The organism is Chryseobacterium amylolyticum (genome assembly GCF_051011775.1).
In the GTDB taxonomy this organism is placed as follows: Bacteria; Bacteroidota; Bacteroidia; order Flavobacteriales; family Weeksellaceae; genus Chryseobacterium.
In genome coordinates, this window is sequence record NZ_JBPCHX010000005.1 from 336,882 (window position 1) to 356,979 (window position 20,098).

Genomic DNA, 20,098 nt, shown 5'->3' on the forward strand with positions numbered 1-20,098 from the left:
TTATTAGATATTATTTTGGATTGTGAGTTAAATTATGCCATATTGTTATTGTTAATTCAAGAAAAAATCCTGTATTGCTACAGGATTGATAAATTATAACTGAGAGAGTTATAGGTTTAGAGTCATGAAATGAAATAGCAATGGTGAATTTTTGCTTCGCAAAATGAATGCGTAACCGCAGACTAAAAATACTTTCGTGCTGATGGTTCTTAATCCGATCCCGCAACCCCGATCCCGCAGTAATTCACATGTGCAGCGAATTAATCATTGCCGATTCATCAACCGGTTTTCTAGTATGACGTCTCATGTACCTTCACCGCTCTTCCGCTTGGGTCATTCATTTTTTTGAAGGCTTCATCCCATTCCAAAGCAATAGGAGTGGAGCAGGCTACTGAAGGAACAGACGGAACTGTAGCGGCGGCTGTTTCACTTGGGAAATGTTCTTCAAAAATAGTTCTGTATCTGTACTCTTCTTTGTTCTGAGGAGTGTTCAATGGAAATCTGAATCTTGCATTAGCCATCATTTCATCCGTTACTTCTTTTTCGGCTACCTCTTTTAAAGTATCGATCCATGAATATCCTACGCCATCAGAGAACTGTTCTTTCTGTCTCCAGACAATAGAATCAGGAAGAATATCTTCGAAAGCTTTTCTTAATACCCACTTTTCAATTTTTCCTTCTGCGGCGCTGATCATTTTATCTTTTGGATTAAGCGTCATTGCAATATCCATGAATTCTTTATCAAGGAAAGGAACCCTTCCTTCAATTCCCCAGCTCATTAATGCTTTGTTGGCTCTCAGACAATCATAAAGGTGGAGTTTTCCCAGTTTTCTCACTGTTTCATCATGAAATTCCCTTGCATCAGGAGCTTTGTGGAAATACAAATAGCCACCGAAAAGTTCATCGGAACCTTCTCCTGAAAGAACCATTTTAATTCCCATAGACTTGATCACTCTTGCCAGAAGATACATCGGAGTGGATGCTCTGATGGTTGTTACATCATACGTTTCAAGGTGGTAAATGACGTCACGTACAGCATCTAATCCTTCCTGTACGGTAAAGTTAACTTCATGATGTACAGATCCGATGTGCTCTGCTGCTTTCTGAGCCGCTGCCAGATCGGGAGAACCTACAAGTCCCACCGCAAAACTGTGAAGTCTTGGGTACCAGGCTTCCTGGGTATCACCGCTTTCAATTCTCTGGCGTGCAAACTTTGCTGTGATGGCTGAAATGACAGATGAATCCAAACCTCCGGAAAGAAGTACTCCGTAAGGAACATCACTCATCAGTTGTCTGTGTACGGCATCTTCAAGGCCTTTTCTTAATTTTGCAATATCCGTTTCGTTTTCTTTTACATGATCAAAACTTTCCCAGTCTCTTTTGTACCACTGCTGAAGCTCAGCGCCGTCTTTGCTGTACACAAAATGTCCCGGTAAGAATGTTTCGATTTTTTTACAAACTCCTTCAAGAGCTTTCAGTTCAGAAGCTACATAATAGTTCCCGTTTTTGTCCCAGCCCTGATAAAGCGGACAGATTCCCATATGGTCACGGGCAATCAGGTAAACATCGTTTTCAGTATCATATAAGGCGAAAGCGAAAATTCCGTTCAGTTTTTCAACGAAATTTTTTCCGTATTTTCTATAAAGAGCCAGGATTACCTCACAGTCAGACTGAGTCTGAAACTCATAATCAGGAAACTCTTCTTTTAATTCTCTATGGTTGTAGATTTCACCGTTTACAGCTAATACTACTTTTCCGTCCTTGGTAAATAAAGGTTGTTTTCCGGATGTTGGATCTACAATGGCAAGTCTTTCATGAGAGAAAACTACTTTTTCGTCCTGAAAAACTCCACTCCAATCCGGCCCTCTGTGACGGATTTTTTTTGACATTTCCAAAACCTGGGGTCTTAATACATCAGTTTTCTGTTTGGCGTCAAATAAACATACAATTCCACACATAATTTTTATTATTTATGGGACAAAAGTAGAAGTGATGTTTATAAATAACAATGAAAAAAGTTTAAATGTGAAAATTTTTAATCAATTAATATTTTAAAGTTAAAAATTTTAACTATTTATTGAAATTGACATGTTTTTGATTAATTTTTTTCGCTGAGGCAAATTATTGTCATCTCTATACGAAATAAAAATGACATATTTATTAATCTATGGTAATTAATTATATGAATTTTACCCCTTACTTTGTGGCTCGAAATAATTTTTTTTCATCATTTGTGTTTTTACCTTCTTGCAATTCTCATGCAAGAAGGTTTTGTTTTTATTGGATCCCAAGTAATGTTCCCGAAACATTCCATGAGCTGAAGCTTGTTCCTTCGGTTGGTCCCTGTGGAATCTTTACCTGTATTGTATGTTTTCCTGCTTTCAGATCTCCAAGGTGGATGAATTCAGGATTGGTAACCGTTCCCGGACACCAGTTTGATCTGCTGAGGTCTGATGACGAAAGACCATCCTGGAAATTTCCGGAGGCCGGATTGTATAAACGATATGAACCACAGTCTGTTCTCCAAGGTACAAATGAAAATATCAGATTTCCATCCACAAAGATAGAATTGGTTTTAGGGACGAATTCGTCTCCGTTTTCCCAGCCGCCATGGCCCGTTGTGGTATATCTTAGCTGAGCGTTTTTCAGATCTTTATCCAAAGTGAAACTGACAAGAAGGCCTTTATCCTGACTGAACATGGTAGAATAGTCCTGTCCGGCCATTTCCATAATGTTTAAAGTGTTGAATAACGGGATGGCTATATTATTTTTATTAACGTTTTGATCGCTTTTGTGAATCGTAATATCAAGACTTACTTTGTGTCCTCCTTTATCATAATTTCCAATAAAAGTTCCTATCCAAAGTTCTTTTCCGGATAAAGCAGGTTTTAATTCCGTAATATCCTGCCGGTAAGGGCTGATGGTGTGCCAGTCTTTTCCCTTAAGCTGAATATGATTAAACTTCTGAATGCCAAAAGCGGTAAAGAACCGCATCATTTCCATGGCAGGGCTGTAGCTGCTGGTAGCTGTTACTCCGTAATATTGTTTTCCGTTTCCGTTTTCGTAGACTGGAAGTGTTTTTACTCCTTTTTCCAGTCCATCAAAAAACGATTTTTCTTTGTCCTGCGGAATAAAAAATACAGTTCCTGTTCGGTCATAGGCGTCTCCGTCAGATTGCTGCTTTAACTCTATAAAAACGTTTTCACCTTCTGTAATAGCAGGAAATTTTATTTTTTTAAGAATAACAGTTCCGTTGGCATATCTTTTTATCTGGCTGTCAGATTTTGAGGCATCAGAGAAATTGATAGTTTCATTTTCAAAAACATTCAGTGTGGTAAATCTGCTTTTCCAAAGAAGATCTTTATATCCTAACTGATCTGTTGTCTGAATATTTCCTTTGATGATACTTTCAATTCCGGTACTTCTGGTCTTTTTGATTGAACTGGCTGTCGTTAAAGAATTTTTATTTCTCTCCACTTCCAGAACCAGTCCCAGATTTTGTCCCAAAACAGAAGGTCCGCCTTTTAGTTTCAGATCATTGGTGTACCATACTTCAATGGTATTGGAATTGACTTTTGTGACCGCTTTTTTGCAGTTGTATCCCAGAATTTTTTTCGTTTCATTGGTCAGTTCGAAATCCTGTTTTCCTACAGATTCAGCATCTGACGTCGTGATGATTGTTCCGGGTTTTAAAAAAGCATAAGAGACAATAGTATTGGATGGCTTTTCTACCTTAGTGATCTCATAAGGATAGCTGCTTTTTTGTTCCTTGATCGTATTGTTGAGAATAAAATTTTCCTTTTCATTAACCCATACAATGGTAGAAGGCGGGTCAGTTAATATTTTTCCGTTATAAGAGCTGGTATACTGAATTTCATACGTCTGTGCAGAAAACAGACAGTATAAAAAAACAGCCAGAAAATTGAAAACAATTCTTGTATGCATAAATAAATGAGTTTGCTGCAAAGTTATTCTAAACTTTCTACAGCGTCAAAAAACGGATTAAATCTATACAGTTAGTAGGTAACCTTTACTAAATGTTACAAAAATTGTTACATTTTTTATAAAGATTTTAAATAAAAAAACTACTCCAAAAAATAGAGTAGTTTTTATGTATTGTTTATTGGGTTTAGACTAAGAAACTCTCTCAATCAAAGCCATATAGAATCCGTCATACCCTTCGCTAGGCATTACTTTTTCATCTTTAATCATTTTGAATCCAGGGTTGTTTTTGATGAATTCTTCTACCTGCAGATTATTTTCAGAAGGAAGGATAGAACACGTTGCGTAGACCATTTTTCCTCCTTTTTTAAGCATTTTAGAATAATCCTGAAGAATTTGTTGCTGTTCCTTTTTAATTCTGTCAATAAAATCCTGATCAATCTTCCACTTACTGTCCGGGTTTCTTTTTAAAACTCCAAGACCTGAACATGGGGCATCAATCAGAAGCCTGTCTGCTTTTTCATGAAGACGCTTGATCACTTTGTTGTCGGAGATCATACGGGTTTCGATGTTGTGGGCTCCGGCTCTCTTTGCACGGCGCTTCAACTCCGCAAGCTTCCAGTCGAAGATATCTAATGCTATAATCTGTCCTTTGTTTTTCATTAATGCTGCCAGATGAAGCGTTTTTCCTCCCGCGCCGGCACATGCATCCACCACTCTTTGTCCCTCCTTTACATCAAGGAAATACCCGATCTTCTGGGAAGAAGCATCCTGAACTTCAAATAATCCTTCTTTGAAAGCTGTGGTAAGGAAAACATTCTTCTTTTCCTCCAGCTGAACAGCATCAGGATAACCGTTAACAGGAAAAGAGACAACACCTTCATCCGAAAGATCAGAAATAAGTTCTTTGGTTGTTGTTCTTAAAGAGTTAGCTCTTAAAACAGTAGGGGCCTGCTCATTTAAGGCAGTCATTTCTTTTTCCCAGTTGGCACCCAGTTCTTTTTCAAGTGTTTCAGCAAGCCAGTCGGGAATAGAATGTTCTATTGCTTTTGTAGGAACGGTGTTCTTTTTAAGTTTGGTAAGAATATCGGCGATTTTGATTCCGTCAAATTCTTCAAATTTTTTATAATTGGTTTTGCTCCAAAGCAGATACGCAATGATCAGTTTGTAAATATTGTTGGGTTTTACCCCTTCACCCATATAGTATTCAAGGCGTTTTTTCCAACGGATAATATTGTAGAAAATTTCAGAAACAACAGCTCTGTCCTGGCTTCCCCATTTTTTGTTTGCTTTCAAAAGTCTTTCAATAACTTTATCGGCATATTTGTTTTTCTCAAAAAATGTCTCCTGTAAGGCATCGTGAATTCCGATTGCCAAGTTTCTGTGAATAAGTTCCATAAATTTGCTTCGCTGTTTGAATCTGCAAAAATACGACTTTTAATTGAGAGTTTGGAATTTGGGGTGGGAGAGTTGATAAAGGATGGTGAATTGTGAATGGCCAATCCGCTTTGCTGGTGAATTTTTATACAGCAAATCAATTTTTATGCTGAATTTGTAGCTATTTTACGAATATTTATATTTTTTTATTTGCTTACAATAGCCTTTTATTCTAAGATGAATAAACCTGTATTTTTGCTTAATGAAAAATATTTGTTAACAAAATATACACTGTTCATTATTATACTTTATTTTCTTTGCGACAGGTTTATTTAATTTGCATTAATTCACTTGATGGTGTGAAATTAATATATGCTTATTGTCTACTATACTGAGCTTTACCTCTTGACTTCAACCTTTAAAAAGCCCTACCTTTGCAAAAAATTAAAATATGAGTGATACAGTACTTTGTCCGAAATGCAGCTCTGAATTTACTTACCCAAGTGATAACATGATGGTATGTTCTCAGTGTTTTTACGAATGGAATCCTGAAGAAGCTGCTTCTGAAGCTGCAAATGAAGGAAAAATATTGGACTCTAACGGAAATGAGCTTCAGGATGGTGATTCTGTAGTAGTCGTAAAAGACCTTCCCGTAAAAGGAGCGCCAAAGCCGGTAAAAGCAGGAACTAAAGTGAAAAATATCCGTTTAAGACCGGGAAGCGATCATAATATCGACTGTAAAATTGATGGTTTCGGAGCGATGGCTCTTAAGTCAGAATTTGTAAAGAAAGCGTAAGAGAATTCTTCTTTTATACCCTGAAAAATAAGAAAAGGAAAAAATTGGACAGTGTAATCTTTCAAGAGACTTAATTGCAGTACTGCTAATGTCCGTCCGGAAGGCAGAAAGAGAATTAACCAAAAATTTCCTTATGCTGTGGAAATACAAATGTAAGAAAAAGTTTTATAACAGCTTCTTATATTTGTATTTTTTTATTGGGTAAGTATAAGAAAATGTAGGAGTTAAGTGGAGTGGCAACATGGCAAAACCGTGAAATAGCAAAATTGCTTATTAGTCAGCCAGATGATCTGTTTTACGATTTTTCCTGTTCGTCTTTTGCGATTTAGCATTTTCTTTTACATAAACGAAATACATATTGATCCGGATATTTTATCATCAGTATAAACTACCAGTTCTTTACCTTTTGCTCTTAGTTTATTCCAATAATAATTTCCTGCAAATCTGCTTTCCAGAACTTCAGCTTCAAAACCTGCTTCGGTGATTTTTATTTCTTTCGGATAATAAGAAAATTTTGAAAGCTGGAAATCTTCGGCTTCAGTTTCAGAAAAAATATTCACTTCTCCGAATAGTCTGGCAACATAAGAATTGTAAGGATGTCTGTAGGTTTCTTCAGGACTGTCATTCTGAATCAGTCTTCCGTCCTGCAGAATAACAATCTGGTCCAGCCATGGCATAATATCCTGGAGCTCATGGGTGGAAATAATTAAGGAAACTCCGTGCTGCTTTACATATCTGAAAAGTCTTTCCCGGATTTCAATTTTTCTTGGGAAATCAAGATTACTGAACGGTTCGTCTAAAATCAGAAGCTTTGGAAGTACGGATAATGCTCTGGCAATAGCCACTCTCTGCTGCTGTCCGCCACTTAAATATTTGGGGAGTACGTTGGCAAATTCCTGAAGTCCTACGACCTCAAGAAGTTCCGTTACGGTTTCTTTTTTTTGTTTTAAATTGATATTTGAAATAAATTTTCCTACGTTTTCAGCAACAGTAGCGTAAGGCATAAGATCAAAATTCTGTGCTACGAATTTCATTTCAGGTTCTCCGGGAACAAGATTTCCTTTTGGTCCTGAAAGCTTTGTTCCGTTAAAAATAATTTCTCCGCTCTCCCAATCAAGAAGGCCATAGATCAGGCTGAGAAGGGTAGATTTTCCACATCCGCTTTCACCGGCAAGAGCTATAATTCTGTTTGCCTCAAACCTTAGATTAAGGTTCTGAAACAGGGGATTTTCTTTATTGTGAGAGAAAAATAAATTGTTTATTTCTAATAGCATATTACAAATGTAAGGTTTTTATGAAAACATATTTTTTTTTATTATATTAGCAGAACTAATAAAAATAAATCAAAAATGAGAAAAAAACTGTTTTCGTTAGCTATTCCTGCATTATTTATTACTGCTGTAATGGTTTCTTGTAAAAAAGATAAACCGCTTACCAGTGAAAGTAATGAGGTGACGACTACTAAAGAAGGTAGCCAGTTCACTTTGGATACGCTAAACAGTAAAGTTGAATGGAAAGGATACAAAGTATTTAAATCTGAAAATACGAGTCATTTCGGAACGATCAGGTTTGAAAGCGGAGATGTGACAGTGAAGGACGGAAAACTGGAAAGCGGAAAATTCGTTGCTGATATGAATTCTTTAACTTCTGTGGATCTTAAAGACAGCCCGGAAGATTTAGGAAAATTAAACGGCCACCTGAAGAGCGGAGATTTCTTTGAAGTGGAAAAATTTCCTACAGCTTCTTATGAGATTACAAAGGTAACTCCGGCTACAGAAGGTGATTATAATACTCTTTTGGACGGTAATTTAACAATTAAGGGAATTACAAAACCTGTTCAGTTTAAAGCTAATGTTTCTGTGAAGAATGGAGAAGTGAGTGTCGCTACTGAGCCGAAAGATATCAAGAGAGAAGAGTTTGGGGTGAAGTTCCAGGCTCCTGCTGAAAACGGTGTCATCAAAGATGAGGTAACTCTTCAGATCAGCGTTAAAGCATTAGAAAAGAAATAATTTTTTTATTTAAGTGAAATAAGTGATTGAAGTCTGCCTCCCGAAAAAGAGGCAGATTTTTTTATGACGGACTTATTATTCAACTTAAAATCGTATTTTTGCAAAACATTTTGAAAGGGTAAAACAATGATAGAAAAGATAGAAGAACTACTGATCGAAGTAAACGGCTTCAATGCTACCTCTAAGGAAGAGATCGAAAACTTCCGAATCAAGTACAATGGTAAAAAAGGAGTTCTGAATGATTTTTTTGAAAAATTTAAAGAAGTTCCTAATGACCAGAAGAAAGAATTCGGGCAGAAGATCAATACTTTGAAGCAGGCGGTAGCTGTAAAACTGGAGGATTTGAAAAATGCTTCAGCGTCTTCTGTTATAGTGGAAAAAGAAGATCTTACAAGACCTGCTTTTCCATTGGATCTGGGTTCCAGACATCCGATCAATCTGGTTAAAAACAGGATTATTGAAATCTTCAAATCTATCGGTTTTGCAGTAGCAGACGGTCCTGAAATTGAAGATGACTGGCATAACTTTACAGCGCTTAATCTTCCGGAATATCACCCGGCAAGAGATATGCAGGATACGTTCTTCATTGAGCAGAATCCGGATATTCTTTTAAGAACGCATACTTCTTCCGTACAAACCCGTTATATGGAAGAAAACCAGCCTCCGATCAGAATTTTATCTCCGGGAAGAGTATTCAGAAATGAAGCAATTTCTTCACGTTCTCACTGTATTTTCCACCAGATTGAAGGATTGTATATTGATGAGAATGTAAGCTTTGCAGACCTGAAGCAAACCATTCAGTTTTTTACTACTGAGCTTTTCGGAAAGTCTAAAATCAGAATGAGACCGTCTTTCTTCCCGTTCACAGAGCCTAGTGCTGAAATTGATGTGTATTGGGGATTAAACTCTGAAACTGATTACAGAATTACGAAGGGAACAGGATGGCTGGAAATCATGGGATGCGGAATGGTAGATCCTGCCGTGCTGAAAAATGTAAATATCGATGCTGAGAAATATTCAGGGTATGCATTCGGAATGGGAATTGAAAGAATTACGATGCTTCTTTACCAGATGAGTGATATCAGAATGTTTTTTGAAAATGATATCAGAACACTTGAACAATTCAAAACACTATAAAAAATCAAACCTCCGGAGCTCCGGAGGTTTTTGTTTTTAATTACTGACCTAAGAAACAAAACGTAACTAAAAACTGATCTTATTGAAAAATTTACACGTGTCTGTTTCTTATGTCCATACTTAGGATGATCCCTCAGTATTGACATGCTGCAGCTCTTTGACTGCCTCTATAATTAAGACAATCAATGTTTAGAATATATTACATTACAAATAAAAAAGCCTGCAAAATTACAGGCTTTGTATTGAAACGAATGATTATTATTTGCTGAACTTTAAAGGATACTTCACATTTTTATAATCATCAATGCTGGCTTTCAGTGCTCCTACGGCAAGTTCCGCTTTCAGCAGCATAGGAATATGGTTAGCATCGTTGGAGACCCACATGGTAACTCCTTCTTTTTCCTTAAATACTCTTCCGCTTTTTACAGATGGGATAATTTTCAGACAATTGATAGTCCCGAACTTTGTCTTTAAGTTTTCTGTTCCAATCACTTTTAGCTGGAAAGGAAACATTTCATCATCAATCCATACGTTCATATTGATCACAGTTCCTACTTTCAGTTCATCCGGGCTTTTACTTCTCAAATAATAAAAGCATGAAAGCATATCCTGTACCCCTTTCACTGATTTTAAAACTTTAGACCCATTGGCCGGTGTCTTTTTATCTGTTAGAATCAAAGTGTTATTATCGTGATTGAAAGCGGTCTCAAAATGTTGGCGGTAGCTTCCCTCACGTACATTTCTTACATAAAAGCTTGGTAATCCTGTCTGGGTATTGATGAAGCTTTCATATAAATCTTCTACCTTGAAGAATGCTTTTACAGCACCGGTTGTCTGCCCTGTTCCTTTTACATAGAGATGAGGAACCCCTTTGTAGTAGGTCTTTTTTGTAGTAAGATTCGCAGTTCCTGCATTCAGGAAACCGTAGTGAATTCTAAGAGTAATAGACTCGCCGTCTGCGATGTTATCAATTTGGGCCGAGCCTAAAAAGAATAGTAATACTGCAAAAAAGGTTAATATTTTCTTCATAACAAGACATTTACAAAAACATTGCCAAATTTAAAATCTTAATTGATAGATATTTGACAAATCTCAGGTTTTTATTTAGAATCAATTAAATATGCTTCGCATTAAAATTAGTAAATTTGCAGTTACATGTATAATTAAATTATCTTAAAGATTATGATAACCACTGATATATTGATCATAGGTGCGGGACCTACAGGACTATTTGCAGTTTTTGAAGCTGGTTTATTAAAAATGAAGTGCCATATTATTGATGCACTTCCACAGCCGGGAGGGCAATTGGCGGAACTTTATCCCAAGAAACCTATCTTCGATATCCCAGGTTATCCTTCAGTAAATGCCGGAGAATTGGTAGATAATTTGATGGAGCAGATCAAGCAGTTTCAGCCTGGGTTTACTCTGGGAGAGACCGCTGTTTCTTATACAAAGATTGATGATGAGTGGTTTGAGGTGATTACCAACAAAGGTACTGTTCACAGATGTAAAGCTATTGCTATTGCAGGAGGACTGGGAACTTTTGAACCGAGAAAGCCTACTTTCGAAAATATCGCTGATTATGAAGAAAAAGGTCTTGAATATTTCGTTAAAGAACCTGAGCATTTCAGAAACAAAAAAGTAGTTATTGCCGGAGGAGGTGATTCTGCCCTTGACTGGAGTATCTTCCTTTCTAATGTAGCCAGCGAAGTAACTTTGATCCACAGAAGAAATGAGTTCAGGGGTGCTTTGGATTCTGTAGAGAAAGTTCAGGATCTTAAAAACCAGGGGAAAATCAAATTAATTACTCCTGCAGAAGTTACCGGTATTAAAGGCGACGGGAAAGTGGAAGCGATCACCGTAGAAGTGGAAGGCCAGGAAGCTTACGATATTGAAACAGATTATTTTATTCCTTTATTCGGATTGACACCAAAATTAGGAGAGATCGGGAACTGGGGATTAAATATCGAGAAAAATGCAATCGTTGTAAACAATGCTCTTGACTATCAGACCAATATTGATGGTATTTATGCTATTGGAGATATCAACACTTATCCTGGAAAGCTGAAGCTGATCCTTTGCGGTTTCCACGAGGCTACTTTAATGTGTCAGAGTGTTTATAACAGGCTGAATCCGGGTAAAAAATTCGTTTTAAAGTATACAACGGTAAGTGGAGTAGACGGATTCGACGGAAGCCGTAAAGAAGCTGAGAAGGCTGTTGTGAAAAAAATTGACTAATTTTGCAGAATTATGTCAGATATTAATATTAAAATCACCGACAGAGAAGGGGTAACCCACGATGTCGTAGCTCCTACGGATATGTCCATGAACCTGATGGAAATTATCCGTTCCTATGAATTGGCAGAAGAAGGTACTATTGGTGTATGCGGAGGAATGGCGATGTGTGCTTCGTGCCAGGTTTATGTAATCAATGATCCTGGTCTGGAACCAATGGGAGATGAAGAAGATGCCATGCTGGCTGAAGCTTTTCATGTGAAAGACAACAGCAGATTAGGATGCCAGCTGCATATTGTGGATGAAATGGAAGGACTTGAAGTGGAGATTGCTCCTTATCCTTAGAAAATATTTTTTAATCTTAATAAGAAACCCGTCCGAGTTTTTCGGACGGGTTTTGTTTTATTTTTATTTCTGAGAGCATATATACTCGTGTCTGATTAGAGTGTCTTCTTTAATGATTTCTAAGTAACTTTCACCTTCATTCTTTATAAAGTAATCTCCCGGTTCTATTTCATCTTTATAGGAAACCCACCATTGGCCGTTGTCATAACATTCACAAGGCTGAATGCTTTCAGGAATAGTTCCCTTTAATTTAAGAGATTTTATACCTTCAATACTTTCAACTCTAATTTTACATTTTTGCTTCTTAACTCTTTCCATCGCAGTCTTACAATCTTCCATAAAATAGGAAGAAAGAGCAGGAACAATAACGAATATAGTTACAAATACTGTGGCAACTCCGAGCATTTCTTTATTAACGTTGTAGTTATTCATGTGAAAGACTATAAAACTTTAAATTTCTTCCTTAGAAATCCATTTCCCAACCGTAGGAGCTTCGTAACTGTTCATTTTTTGTAACAGATCTTCAATATTGTTACTGATCAACAGCATATCTCTGTTCACCTGTTTTAAAAATCCCTTGTCTACCATGGTTTGAACCAACCTGATCAGATCATCGTAAAAGCCGTCAATATTCAGCACTCCGATGGGTTTTTTGTGAAGTCCCAGCTGCGCCCAGGTGATCATTTCGAAAAACTCTTCCAGTGTTCCATAGCCGCCCGGAAGAACGATAACACCATCACACAGTTCATTCATTTTGGTTTTTCTTTCATGCATGGTTTCTACGATAATCAGTTCGGTCAGATTTTTATGAGCAATTTCTTTGGATTGCAGGAAATAGGGAAGGACTCCAATTACCTTGCCTTTTTCGCTCAGCGCTCCATCAGCAATTGTTCCCATCAGGCCTACGTCTGCACCGCCGTAGATGAGCTGTATATCTTGTTTAGCCAGAGTTTGTCCAAGCAGGAATGCCTGTTCTTTATAAATGTCGTGCGAACCAAAACTTGAGCCGCAGAATACGGTGATACTTTTCATTGTTTTTAATTTTTTGAACCATTAAGGCTTTTAGGTGATTAAGAAGTGTTAAGGAAATATCTATTGCTATTTTTTAAGTGATAGGCTTCATTAATCCGCTTACGGATGTTCTTAACTATCCTTTACTTCTTAAATAACTCTTCATGGTTTAAGTTTAAATAAAATATCCAAAATCATAAGACCTTGGATATTCAATATAGTAATTTTAATGTTTTATTTCTGAGGAATATTGGCTAAAATATCTTTCAGGAAACTCCAGAATTTCTGAGCTGAAGGAATATTGGCTCTTTCATCAGGAGAGTGTGCCCCTCTGATAGTAGGTCCAAAGCTTACCATTTCCATCTCAGGGTAGTTTGCACCGATGATCCCACATTCAAGGCCTGCGTGGCAGGCTACTACATGAGGCTTCTCATTGAACTTTTCTGTGTAAAGTTTCTCCATCAGCTGTACAATTTCTGAACCTGGTTTTGGCTTCCATCCCGGGTATGAACCGCTGAACTCAACTTTCATCCCTGCCAGTTCTGCTACAGATTTTAATTGTTCTGCTACTGAATATTTTGAAGAGTCTACAGAAGATCTCGTAAGGTTTAAGATCTTAAGTTCTCCACCTTTCAGTTCTACTCTTGCCACATTGTTGGAAGCTTCCACAAGATCTTTCACATCCGGGCTCATTCTGTATACTCCATTGTGAAGCGCTTTTAAAGTAAGGATCACTTTTCTGGAATCTTCTTCAGAAATAGCCTTGTCAGAAGATGTAGAGCTCTCAATATTAATCTGAATTCCAGGTTCTACTGTTGCGAATTCTTCTAAAATATCTTTCTTAAGAACCGTTACATTTTCGATAAACTCCTGAGCATTTCTCACCGAAATAACGGCAACCCCTTCTCTTGGAATCGCATTTCTCAAGCCACCGCTGTCGATAGAAACCAGTTCAATGTTCTGGTTTTCCAATCCGCTGTAAAGAAGCCTGCCAAGAATAATATTGGCATTTCCGAACCCTTTGTGGATGTCCATTCCGGAGTGTCCTCCCTGAAGACCTTTTACTTCAATTCTTACAATTTGACCCTTTGAAGCTTCTGCAGTGTAAGTTTGAGTGATTGTTACATCAACACCACCGGCACATCCTATATCAATTTCATCATCTTCTTCAGTGTCAAGATTCAATAGAATATCACCTGTTAACTGCCCTGGTTTTAATCCCAAAGCACCTGTCATTCCTGTCTCTTCATCAATGGTGAAAAGCGCTTCCAATGCAGGGTGAGGAATATCTGAACTTTCAAGAATAGACATAATAGTTGCTACTCCCAAGCCATTATCAGCTCCTAAAGTTGTTCCTTTTGCTTTTACCCAATCACCGTCAATTTCCATTTTGATTCCTTCTGTTTCAAAATCGAAATTAACATCATTGTTTTTCTGGCAAACCATATCAAGGTGAGACTGAAGCACAACAGATTTACGGTTTTCCATTCCTGCAGTGGCAGGTTTTTTAATAATAACGTTTCCTACTTCATCTACCGTAGTTTCCAGTCCTAAACTCTCACCAAATCCTTTGATGAAAGCAATTACTTTTTCTTCTTTTTTCGAAGGTCTTGGAACAGCATTTAATCTGGAGAAGTTTTTCCAGATAATCTGCGGCTCTATATTAGATAATTCCATTGAAATTTATTTTTCTCAAATTTACAAAATAAAAAATGCTTCTGTGGGATACAGAAGCACTTTTGTATGATTTATAAGGGTAAAATTATAAACAGTAAATATGCTGATCTGCTTTTTTACCTTTTGCCTTTTTGCGATTTCGTCCTGTTAACATCCACACTCTCCATAAATAGGAGTCGTGAAAGTGGTGCCGTCTGGTTTCTCAATAGTCAAACTACCTTCAAACAGCAGCGCTTCTTCGCCTTTTATTTTTTTACCTTTTACAGAAATCTTATAATCATCATTTTCTATTTCTTTGGTAAGCAATTCATCTACTTCCATATCGCTTGATGAGATCAGATTCATGGCCAGTCTTTTACCGTCCAGCATCATATAAGCGGTCTTTCCGGCGTCATCTGCGTAGATGTATCTTTCATTTTCAAAATCAGTTTTGCTTACAGCAAAATAGCAGGAACATTCTTTGATTTCTTTTGGAAACGGAATTGTCCCCACCAGGATATTTCCGGAAGAAGGACCCGTGGAAGCAGAATCTTTAGTAATATGTAAAGAATCAGCAGGAGCAGAACCTGAAACAGTTTCTTTTTCCTTTTTACAGGCTACCAGCAGAAATGCAGAAAATAAAATGATTAAATATTTCATGTGTTTGTGGTTTTATAATTGGTTTATCCTCTTGCTCTTTCAAGAAGTGTCATCATTAGTAAAGAAAGGATTACCAGGCTTTCTTCCTCATCATCAATGTCTATCAGTCTGTCCAGCTGAAATCTTCTTCCAAAGAATGAAGGCATTTTTTTAAGCTTAAAATAAGCCTTACCATCAATACCTGTTACTGTATAGGATGGATTAAGGAAATAGCCGGTGAACATTCCGATGATAGGGATTTCTCCTACAAAGCTGTCCCAGAATCTTACCCATGCGCTGTCTTCCTGAATCTTAAACCTAGGCTGATCATGTGCATCAAGGATATCATAACTGGCTTTCCAGAGAGAACGCATCCCTTTTCTTGCCAGTCTGCCGTAGTTTTTGTTATCAATAAGATCATTCAGAGAATACGAAGCGTTGAAATCAATCCATTGATTTGCTTTGATCCTGAAAAGCTCTTTAGACTTGCTTTCATCATTAAAAACAATAACATCTTCTTTCAGCTTAAACATTTTCTGACGAACATACGCTACATAATTTCCGTTTTTGTCAGTAATGTTGAAGTCACTTGCTAAAGTAGTGATTTTGAATTTGAAATCCAGTGGATAATTAAGATTGTTAAGTACCATGTCAGTTTATTTTTTTCATATTTAATTTAAGCCGCAAATATAAAGGTTTTTTTAGAGTTCTCAGTCAGGAGAGAAATATAAAATATCATAATGGGACATTAGTCAGTGGGCAATGGTCAATTTTTGCTGTGCAAAGTCAATCGTTAATAGTCATTTTATATAAATTCAAAGGCAAAGCGGATTGACGATCATGATCCTCTATCAATTATCAACTTTAATCCTTATTTTTGTACTTATGGATTACCCTAGTAAAGTATTGGCAAAGGCGGTGGATGAGATTTCCGGACTGCCTGGAATTGGTAGAAAAACAGCTTTAAGATTAGCATTGCATTTGTTGAAGCAGCCCAGTTCCAGAGCCGTAAGTCTTGGCAACTCCCTGATCAATCTCGTTAACGAAATCAAATACTGCAAAGAATGTCATAATTTTTCAGATTTTGACGTTTGTGAAATATGCAGCAATGAAAAAAGAAATGGCGAACTGATCTGTATTGTTGAAGATGTGCGTGATGTAATTGCTATTGAAAATACAGGGAAATACGCCGGTAAATACTTGATCCTTGGCGGAAAGATTTCTCCAATGGAAGGAGTAGGACCAGGTCAGTTGAACATCCCGAGCATTGAAAAAAAGCTGAATGAAGGAAAGGTAAAGGAATTTATTTTTGCATTGAGTGCTACGATGGAAGGAGATACGACAGCTTATTATATTTATAAGAAATTTAAAAACTTCAATGTCAGTTTTTCAAGCATTGCAAGAGGAATTTCAGTAGGAGACGAACTGGAATATGCCGATGAAATTTCTTTAGGAAGATCTATTATCAACAGATTGCCATACAACGAGAAAGATTAATATGAAGCTGTCTGTCATTATTGTTAATTACAATGTCACCCAACTGCTCAGAAGGTGTCTCCTGTCACTTCAAAAATATATCCGGGAAGTAGAATATGAAATCATTGTCATTGATAATGCTTCTACAGACCCTTCATGGCAAGAGCTTATTACTGAGTTTCCAGATATACATTTTATCTCTTCTGAAACAAATGGCGGTTTTTCAAAAGCTAATAATCAGGCAATACAGACCGCAAAAGGAGAATATATTTTACTTTTAAATCCTGATACCGAGTTTGAAGGGTTTTATATGAAAGAATTGTTGGATTTTGCAGATGCACAGCCTTCTTTCGGATGTCTTGGAGTGAGGATGCATGATGCTGAAGGAAATTTTTTGCCTGAAAGTAAGCGCTCAGTTCCGGATATGTTCAATTCGTTTGAAAAACTGTTTACCAATTTTAAAAAGAACAATTCAAAATCCTATTACAGAAACGATATAGAGGAAAATAAGGTTGCGGAAGTTGATGTGGTCACAGGAGCCTTTTTATTGGCTAAAAAAGCAGTATATGAAGAAATAGGCGGGCTGGATGAAGCTTATTTTATGTATGGAGAAGATATAGATCTTTGCTATACTTTTTTAAGAAACGGATATAAAAACTTCTATTACGGAAAGGTTTCAATCCTGCATCATAAAGGAGAAAGCACGATTAAAGATGAAGTATATCTCAACAGATTTTATGGAGCGATGCAGATCTTTATTGATAAGTATTACAAGGAATCGAAACCTGTACAATATTCATTTTTGAAAGCAGGATTGAAGCTCCGGCATCAGATTGAAAAGATCAGGTTAAAATAAAAAAGCAACTCAATCCGAGTTGCTTTTTTATTTTATGTAAGATAATATTCTTCTTATTTTACCGGTGCAGGAGTCTGTGCCGGAGTCGTTGTAGAAGAAGCAGGAGCTGACTGTTTTGCAGGAGCTTCTTTCTTCGCTGGCTGTTGCTGTGCAGGAAGTGCCTGAGACGGCTTACCTGTAATAACAACGCTTAAAAGGATAAGAACGATGATAGTTCCGCCCAGAGTCCATGTTGCTTTTTCCATGAAATCATTGGTTCTCTGTACGCCGAACTGTGCAGATGATGCACCTCCGAATGTACTGGAAAGGCCTCCTCCTTTTGGATTTTGCGCCATAACGATAATTACCAATAAAACACTGGCAATCATAACAAGAACCATCAATAGTGTAAATATAGTATCCATTAATTCTGATATCTTTTTGAATGGGCAAATTTAATCTTTTTTTACTGAATGGCAAAAAAAGATGTCGCCAAATGTTGATAAAAATAAAAACGGCAACAATTGTTACCGTTTTTTTTATAAAAATAAGGTGTTTTTATTTGAAATCAGCATCCGTTGCCTTATTGATTTCATAAGACTTTACCGTCATGGTCATATCCATTCCCATCTGGCTTACAGAGATGGTGTAAGGCATTTTTACCCCTTCTACATCTTTGTAATTGGAGAATGTTGTTGGGATGGTCATTTCCTGACCCTTAGCTTTTACTTTTTTAGTTTCTCCGGTTTTTAATCCTGTTGCAACACTGTAGTAATACGTTGTATCTCCACCTTTAATTGCATAAGAATCTTCGCCTCCGATTTTCTCAATTCCGCCTAATTTATAATCAGCAGATTTTGCGAATCCTAGTTCTTCGAAAAGCTCAGGGTTCTTTTGTTTTTCGGCAATTTCTTCCGGTGTGATGGCAACTTTTTGTCCCATTTGCTCAGAATAGCCTGTTTTTCCGTCAAATACCTGCTTCTGCACCACCTGTCCCATTGCTGTTACAGTGGTCAGCTCTTTTCCGCCTTGTGCCTTAATGATTTTAAAATCGATGTTTTGCCCCTGCATAGACATTGAAGCATTTGTGGTGTAAGAAGTAATTTTCGCCAGATTAGCTTTTCCTCCGATGGCATTGATGTATTTATCAACAACAGATGCAACAGTTACACCGGCATCCACTTTCTGTACCGTTGGTTTTGCTACAGGATTGGCATCTTTATCGAAATATTTTACAGGATACCCCAGCTTTTCCAATCCTTCAGAAATATCAGAGGCTTTACCTGCGATGAAAATTCTGCTCTGGTTGGGTAAGATGGTAGCTTTTACAGCATTGGCAACATCTGCAGCAGTTACTTTATCAATAGATTTTAAGTAATTGGTGTAGAAATCAGCAGGCAGATCCTGAACCTTTTGATTCAAGGCAAATCTTGCGATCGTTGCAGGCTGCTCTAAAGACATAATGAAAGCTCCTTTCAGTTTTGCTTTTGCATTGGCCAGTTCTTCCGGTTTTACTGTAGAAATAGCATTAAGTTCATTCATGAATTCCTTAACTGCTTTGTCTGTAACTTCATTTCTTACGCTTGCACTTGCAGAGAACTGTGGTGAATACTTACTTGCAACCATGCTTGAATAAGCACCATAAGTGAATCCGTTTTTCTCACGAAGATTCATGAAAAGCCTGGCTTCACCACCACCTCCAAGAATGTAGTTGGCAATTGTTGCAGGGAAGTAGTTGGCATCCTTCATCTTCAGGGTATTCAGGTTGTTTAAGGAAACAACAGACTGTACTGCGGAAGGAACATCCACTATGTTGATTTCTGTTTTAGTAACATTAGAAGCCGGTTCTAATGGAGTAACAGGTGTATTTGCCTTTTTCCAGCTGCTGAAAGCTTTCTCGATCAGCGGTTTTACCTGGTCAAACTTTACATCTCCTACGATGACTAAATAAGCATTGTCCGGAGCGTAGTATTTTTTGTATATATTCTGTACGTCAGCAAGCTGGATTTTGTTGATAGATTCTACCGTTTCAAACTCACCTCTCGAAGTATTTTTTCCATACATCAAAGCGTTGGAAACTCTTGCAGCGATGGAAGATGCATTTTTTTCGTCGGATTTTAATCCTTCGATAGCTCTTTCCTTAGAACTTTGAATTTCTTCTGCAGAGAATTTTGGATTGATGATGGCATCAGCCATTAAGTTTAATACTTCAGGGAAGTATTTGGAAAGTGAATTGGCAGAAGCACCTCCTGAAGAGAAATTAAGGTTAGCCCCAAGATAATCCACTTTTTTGTTGAAATCATCTTTGCTGATGTTGGTTGTACCGTTTTCGAACTGTTCAGCCATAATTTCGCTTACCCCGGTTACAGCGCCTTCGTTGTATGGAGGTCTGTCCATAGAAAGGCTTGCGCTTACTCTTGGCAGCTTGTTGTTCTCAACCACCATTACTGTAAGGCCGTTGTTTAGCTGGAATGTTTTTGGTTTGGCAATGTTGATCGCTGGAGTAGGCCCTGGCTTTGGCATTGCATTAAGATCTATTTTTTGTGCTGAAACCATTCCTGTAAAGAAAAATGCCGCAGCTATATATGTTAATTGCTTTTTCATTTGTAAAAATTTAATTTTTAATAATCATAGGTTAAC

Annotated in this window: 19 protein-coding genes; 7 read left to right on the forward strand and 12 right to left on the reverse strand. The window is 37.3% G+C overall.

Going from position 1 to position 20,098, the window contains the following annotated elements:
• Positions 1 to 290: 290 nt before the first annotated feature.
• The 3 genes from asnB to ACR1PO_RS16045 all read right to left on the reverse strand — a co-directional run bounded on the left by asnB (position 291) and on the right by ACR1PO_RS16045 (position 5,340).
• Positions 291 to 1,958 (reverse strand): asparagine synthase B, encoded by a 1,668-nt coding sequence (gene asnB / locus ACR1PO_RS16035; RefSeq protein ID WP_332386153.1) that lies wholly within the window; start codon positions 1,956 to 1,958, stop codon positions 291 to 293.
• 319 nt (positions 1,959 to 2,277) lie between these two features.
• Positions 2,278 to 3,945 carry a GLPGLI family protein gene (locus ACR1PO_RS16040; protein ID WP_433987417.1) on the reverse strand — a complete coding sequence of 556 codons (1,668 nt, stop codon included), beginning with the start codon at positions 3,943 to 3,945 and terminating at the stop codon, positions 2,278 to 2,280.
• A 189-nt stretch (positions 3,946 to 4,134) separates the two neighbouring features.
• Complete coding sequence (locus ACR1PO_RS16045; RefSeq protein WP_332386151.1) at positions 4,135 to 5,340, reverse strand: RsmB/NOP family class I SAM-dependent RNA methyltransferase; 1,206 nt, start codon at positions 5,338 to 5,340, stop codon at positions 4,135 to 4,137.
• Positions 5,341 to 5,770: 430 nt separating this feature from the next.
• On the opposite strand from ACR1PO_RS16045, the gene ACR1PO_RS16050 reads away from it, so the two are divergent.
• Complete coding sequence (locus ACR1PO_RS16050) at positions 5,771 to 6,115, forward strand: zinc ribbon domain-containing protein YjdM (protein WP_027373877.1); 345 nt, start codon at positions 5,771 to 5,773, stop codon at positions 6,113 to 6,115.
• 338 nt (positions 6,116 to 6,453) lie between these two features.
• Here the strand turns inward: ACR1PO_RS16050 and ACR1PO_RS16055 are convergent, their stop codons facing one another.
• A complete protein-coding gene (locus ACR1PO_RS16055) occupies positions 6,454 to 7,389 on the reverse strand; it encodes an ABC transporter ATP-binding protein (RefSeq protein ID WP_433987418.1) in 936 nt (311 codons plus the stop codon).
• 75 nt (positions 7,390 to 7,464) lie between these two features.
• On the opposite strand from ACR1PO_RS16055, the gene ACR1PO_RS16060 reads away from it, so the two are divergent.
• Positions 7,465 to 8,124, forward strand: coding sequence for a YceI family protein (locus tag ACR1PO_RS16060; protein WP_433987419.1), 660 nt, complete (start codon positions 7,465 to 7,467; stop codon positions 8,122 to 8,124).
• A 126-nt stretch (positions 8,125 to 8,250) separates the two neighbouring features.
• Entirely contained in the window at positions 8,251 to 9,261 is a 1,011-nt protein-coding gene (gene pheS, locus ACR1PO_RS16065) for a phenylalanine--tRNA ligase subunit alpha (protein WP_332386148.1), read from the forward strand.
• A 258-nt stretch (positions 9,262 to 9,519) separates the two neighbouring features.
• Here pheS and ACR1PO_RS16070 read toward each other — a convergent pair whose 3' ends face one another.
• Entirely contained in the window at positions 9,520 to 10,290 is a 771-nt protein-coding gene (locus ACR1PO_RS16070) for a DUF3108 domain-containing protein (RefSeq protein WP_433987420.1), read from the reverse strand.
• Positions 10,291 to 10,443: 153 nt separating this feature from the next.
• Between ACR1PO_RS16070 and ACR1PO_RS16075 the strand changes: the two genes are divergently transcribed.
• Together ACR1PO_RS16075 and ACR1PO_RS16080 are read left to right on the forward strand one after the other, a co-directional pair.
• Positions 10,444 to 11,499 (forward strand): NAD(P)/FAD-dependent oxidoreductase, encoded by a 1,056-nt coding sequence (locus tag ACR1PO_RS16075; RefSeq protein ID WP_062675398.1) that lies wholly within the window; start codon positions 10,444 to 10,446, stop codon positions 11,497 to 11,499.
• A 12-nt stretch (positions 11,500 to 11,511) separates the two neighbouring features.
• Positions 11,512 to 11,841, forward strand: a complete 330-nt coding sequence (locus tag ACR1PO_RS16080; protein ID WP_047098450.1) for a 2Fe-2S iron-sulfur cluster-binding family protein — start codon at positions 11,512 to 11,514, stop codon at positions 11,839 to 11,841.
• Positions 11,842 to 11,904: 63 nt separating this feature from the next.
• Here the strand turns inward: ACR1PO_RS16080 and ACR1PO_RS16085 are convergent, their stop codons facing one another.
• From ACR1PO_RS16085 to ACR1PO_RS16105, 5 genes are all read right to left on the reverse strand, one after another.
• The gene (locus ACR1PO_RS16085) at positions 11,905 to 12,273 is read right to left on the reverse strand and encodes a hypothetical protein (RefSeq protein ID WP_052186912.1); all 369 of its coding nucleotides are present in this window, start codon (positions 12,271 to 12,273) and stop codon (positions 11,905 to 11,907) included.
• An 18-nt stretch (positions 12,274 to 12,291) separates the two neighbouring features.
• Positions 12,292 to 12,873 carry an LOG family protein gene (locus ACR1PO_RS16090; protein WP_433987421.1) on the reverse strand — a complete coding sequence of 194 codons (582 nt, stop codon included), beginning with the start codon at positions 12,871 to 12,873 and terminating at the stop codon, positions 12,292 to 12,294.
• 213 nt (positions 12,874 to 13,086) lie between these two features.
• The gene (locus tag ACR1PO_RS16095; RefSeq protein ID WP_433987422.1) at positions 13,087 to 14,529 is read right to left on the reverse strand and encodes an aminoacyl-histidine dipeptidase; all 1,443 of its coding nucleotides are present in this window, start codon (positions 14,527 to 14,529) and stop codon (positions 13,087 to 13,089) included.
• A gap of 147 nt (positions 14,530 to 14,676) precedes the next feature.
• Positions 14,677 to 15,168, reverse strand: coding sequence for a hypothetical protein (locus tag ACR1PO_RS16100; RefSeq protein WP_332386142.1), 492 nt, complete (start codon positions 15,166 to 15,168; stop codon positions 14,677 to 14,679).
• Between the two features lie 23 nt (positions 15,169 to 15,191).
• On the reverse strand, positions 15,192 to 15,797 hold the full coding sequence (locus tag ACR1PO_RS16105) for an LURP-one-related/scramblase family protein (protein ID WP_332386141.1): 606 nt from the start codon (positions 15,795 to 15,797) through the stop codon (positions 15,192 to 15,194).
• Between the two features lie 235 nt (positions 15,798 to 16,032).
• Here ACR1PO_RS16105 and recR point away from each other — a divergent pair, with 235 nt between their 5' ends.
• Complete coding sequence (recR, locus tag ACR1PO_RS16110) at positions 16,033 to 16,644, forward strand: recombination mediator RecR (RefSeq protein ID WP_433987423.1); 612 nt, start codon at positions 16,033 to 16,035, stop codon at positions 16,642 to 16,644.
• Entirely contained in the window at positions 16,640 to 17,479 is an 840-nt protein-coding gene (locus ACR1PO_RS16115) for a glycosyltransferase family 2 protein (protein WP_433987484.1), read from the forward strand. The genes recR and ACR1PO_RS16115 overlap by 5 nt, the downstream gene beginning before the upstream one ends.
• A gap of 53 nt (positions 17,480 to 17,532) precedes the next feature.
• Here ACR1PO_RS16115 and secG read toward each other — a convergent pair whose 3' ends face one another.
• Together secG and ACR1PO_RS16125 are read right to left on the reverse strand one after the other, a co-directional pair.
• The gene (gene secG / locus ACR1PO_RS16120; protein WP_332386139.1) at positions 17,533 to 17,883 is read right to left on the reverse strand and encodes a preprotein translocase subunit SecG; all 351 of its coding nucleotides are present in this window, start codon (positions 17,881 to 17,883) and stop codon (positions 17,533 to 17,535) included.
• 133 nt (positions 17,884 to 18,016) lie between these two features.
• The gene (locus ACR1PO_RS16125) at positions 18,017 to 20,062 is read right to left on the reverse strand and encodes a M16 family metallopeptidase (RefSeq protein WP_433987424.1); all 2,046 of its coding nucleotides are present in this window, start codon (positions 20,060 to 20,062) and stop codon (positions 18,017 to 18,019) included.
• Between the last annotated feature and the right edge of the window lie 36 nt (positions 20,063 to 20,098).

Excerpts from the sequence above, each read along its gene's own strand:
- ACR1PO_RS16105 (WP_332386141.1), bottom strand. The coding sequence starts at position 15,797 with ATGGTACTTAACAATCTTAATTATCCACTGGATTTCAAATTCAAAATC.
- ACR1PO_RS16040 (WP_433987417.1), bottom strand. The coding sequence starts at position 3,945 with ATGCATACAAGAATTGTTTTCAATTTTCTGGCTGTTTTTTTATACTGT.
- ACR1PO_RS16050 (WP_027373877.1), top strand. The coding sequence starts at position 5,771 with ATGAGTGATACAGTACTTTGTCCGAAATGCAGCTCTGAATTTACTTAC.
- ACR1PO_RS16085 (WP_052186912.1), bottom strand. The coding sequence starts at position 12,273 with ATGAATAACTACAACGTTAATAAAGAAATGCTCGGAGTTGCCACAGTA.
- ACR1PO_RS16090 (WP_433987421.1), bottom strand. The coding sequence starts at position 12,873 with ATGAAAAGTATCACCGTATTCTGCGGCTCAAGTTTTGGTTCGCACGAC.
- ACR1PO_RS16070 (WP_433987420.1), bottom strand. The coding sequence starts at position 10,290 with ATGAAGAAAATATTAACCTTTTTTGCAGTATTACTATTCTTTTTAGGC.
- ACR1PO_RS16080 (WP_047098450.1), top strand. The coding sequence starts at position 11,512 with ATGTCAGATATTAATATTAAAATCACCGACAGAGAAGGGGTAACCCAC.
- ACR1PO_RS16060 (WP_433987419.1), top strand. The coding sequence starts at position 7,465 with ATGAGAAAAAAACTGTTTTCGTTAGCTATTCCTGCATTATTTATTACT.
- asnB (WP_332386153.1), bottom strand. The coding sequence starts at position 1,958 with ATGTGTGGAATTGTATGTTTATTTGACGCCAAACAGAAAACTGATGTA.
- ACR1PO_RS16045 (WP_332386151.1), bottom strand. The coding sequence starts at position 5,340 with ATGGAACTTATTCACAGAAACTTGGCAATCGGAATTCACGATGCCTTA.
- ACR1PO_RS16075 (WP_062675398.1), top strand. The coding sequence starts at position 10,444 with ATGATAACCACTGATATATTGATCATAGGTGCGGGACCTACAGGACTA.
- secG (WP_332386139.1), bottom strand. The coding sequence starts at position 17,883 with ATGGATACTATATTTACACTATTGATGGTTCTTGTTATGATTGCCAGT.
- ACR1PO_RS16100 (WP_332386142.1), bottom strand. The coding sequence starts at position 15,168 with ATGAAATATTTAATCATTTTATTTTCTGCATTTCTGCTGGTAGCCTGT.
- ACR1PO_RS16095 (WP_433987422.1), bottom strand. The coding sequence starts at position 14,529 with ATGGAATTATCTAATATAGAGCCGCAGATTATCTGGAAAAACTTCTCC.
- recR (WP_433987423.1), top strand. The coding sequence starts at position 16,033 with ATGGATTACCCTAGTAAAGTATTGGCAAAGGCGGTGGATGAGATTTCC.
- pheS (WP_332386148.1), top strand. The coding sequence starts at position 8,251 with ATGATAGAAAAGATAGAAGAACTACTGATCGAAGTAAACGGCTTCAAT.
- ACR1PO_RS16125 (WP_433987424.1), bottom strand. The coding sequence starts at position 20,062 with ATGAAAAAGCAATTAACATATATAGCTGCGGCATTTTTCTTTACAGGA.
- ACR1PO_RS16055 (WP_433987418.1), bottom strand. The coding sequence starts at position 7,389 with ATGCTATTAGAAATAAACAATTTATTTTTCTCTCACAATAAAGAAAAT.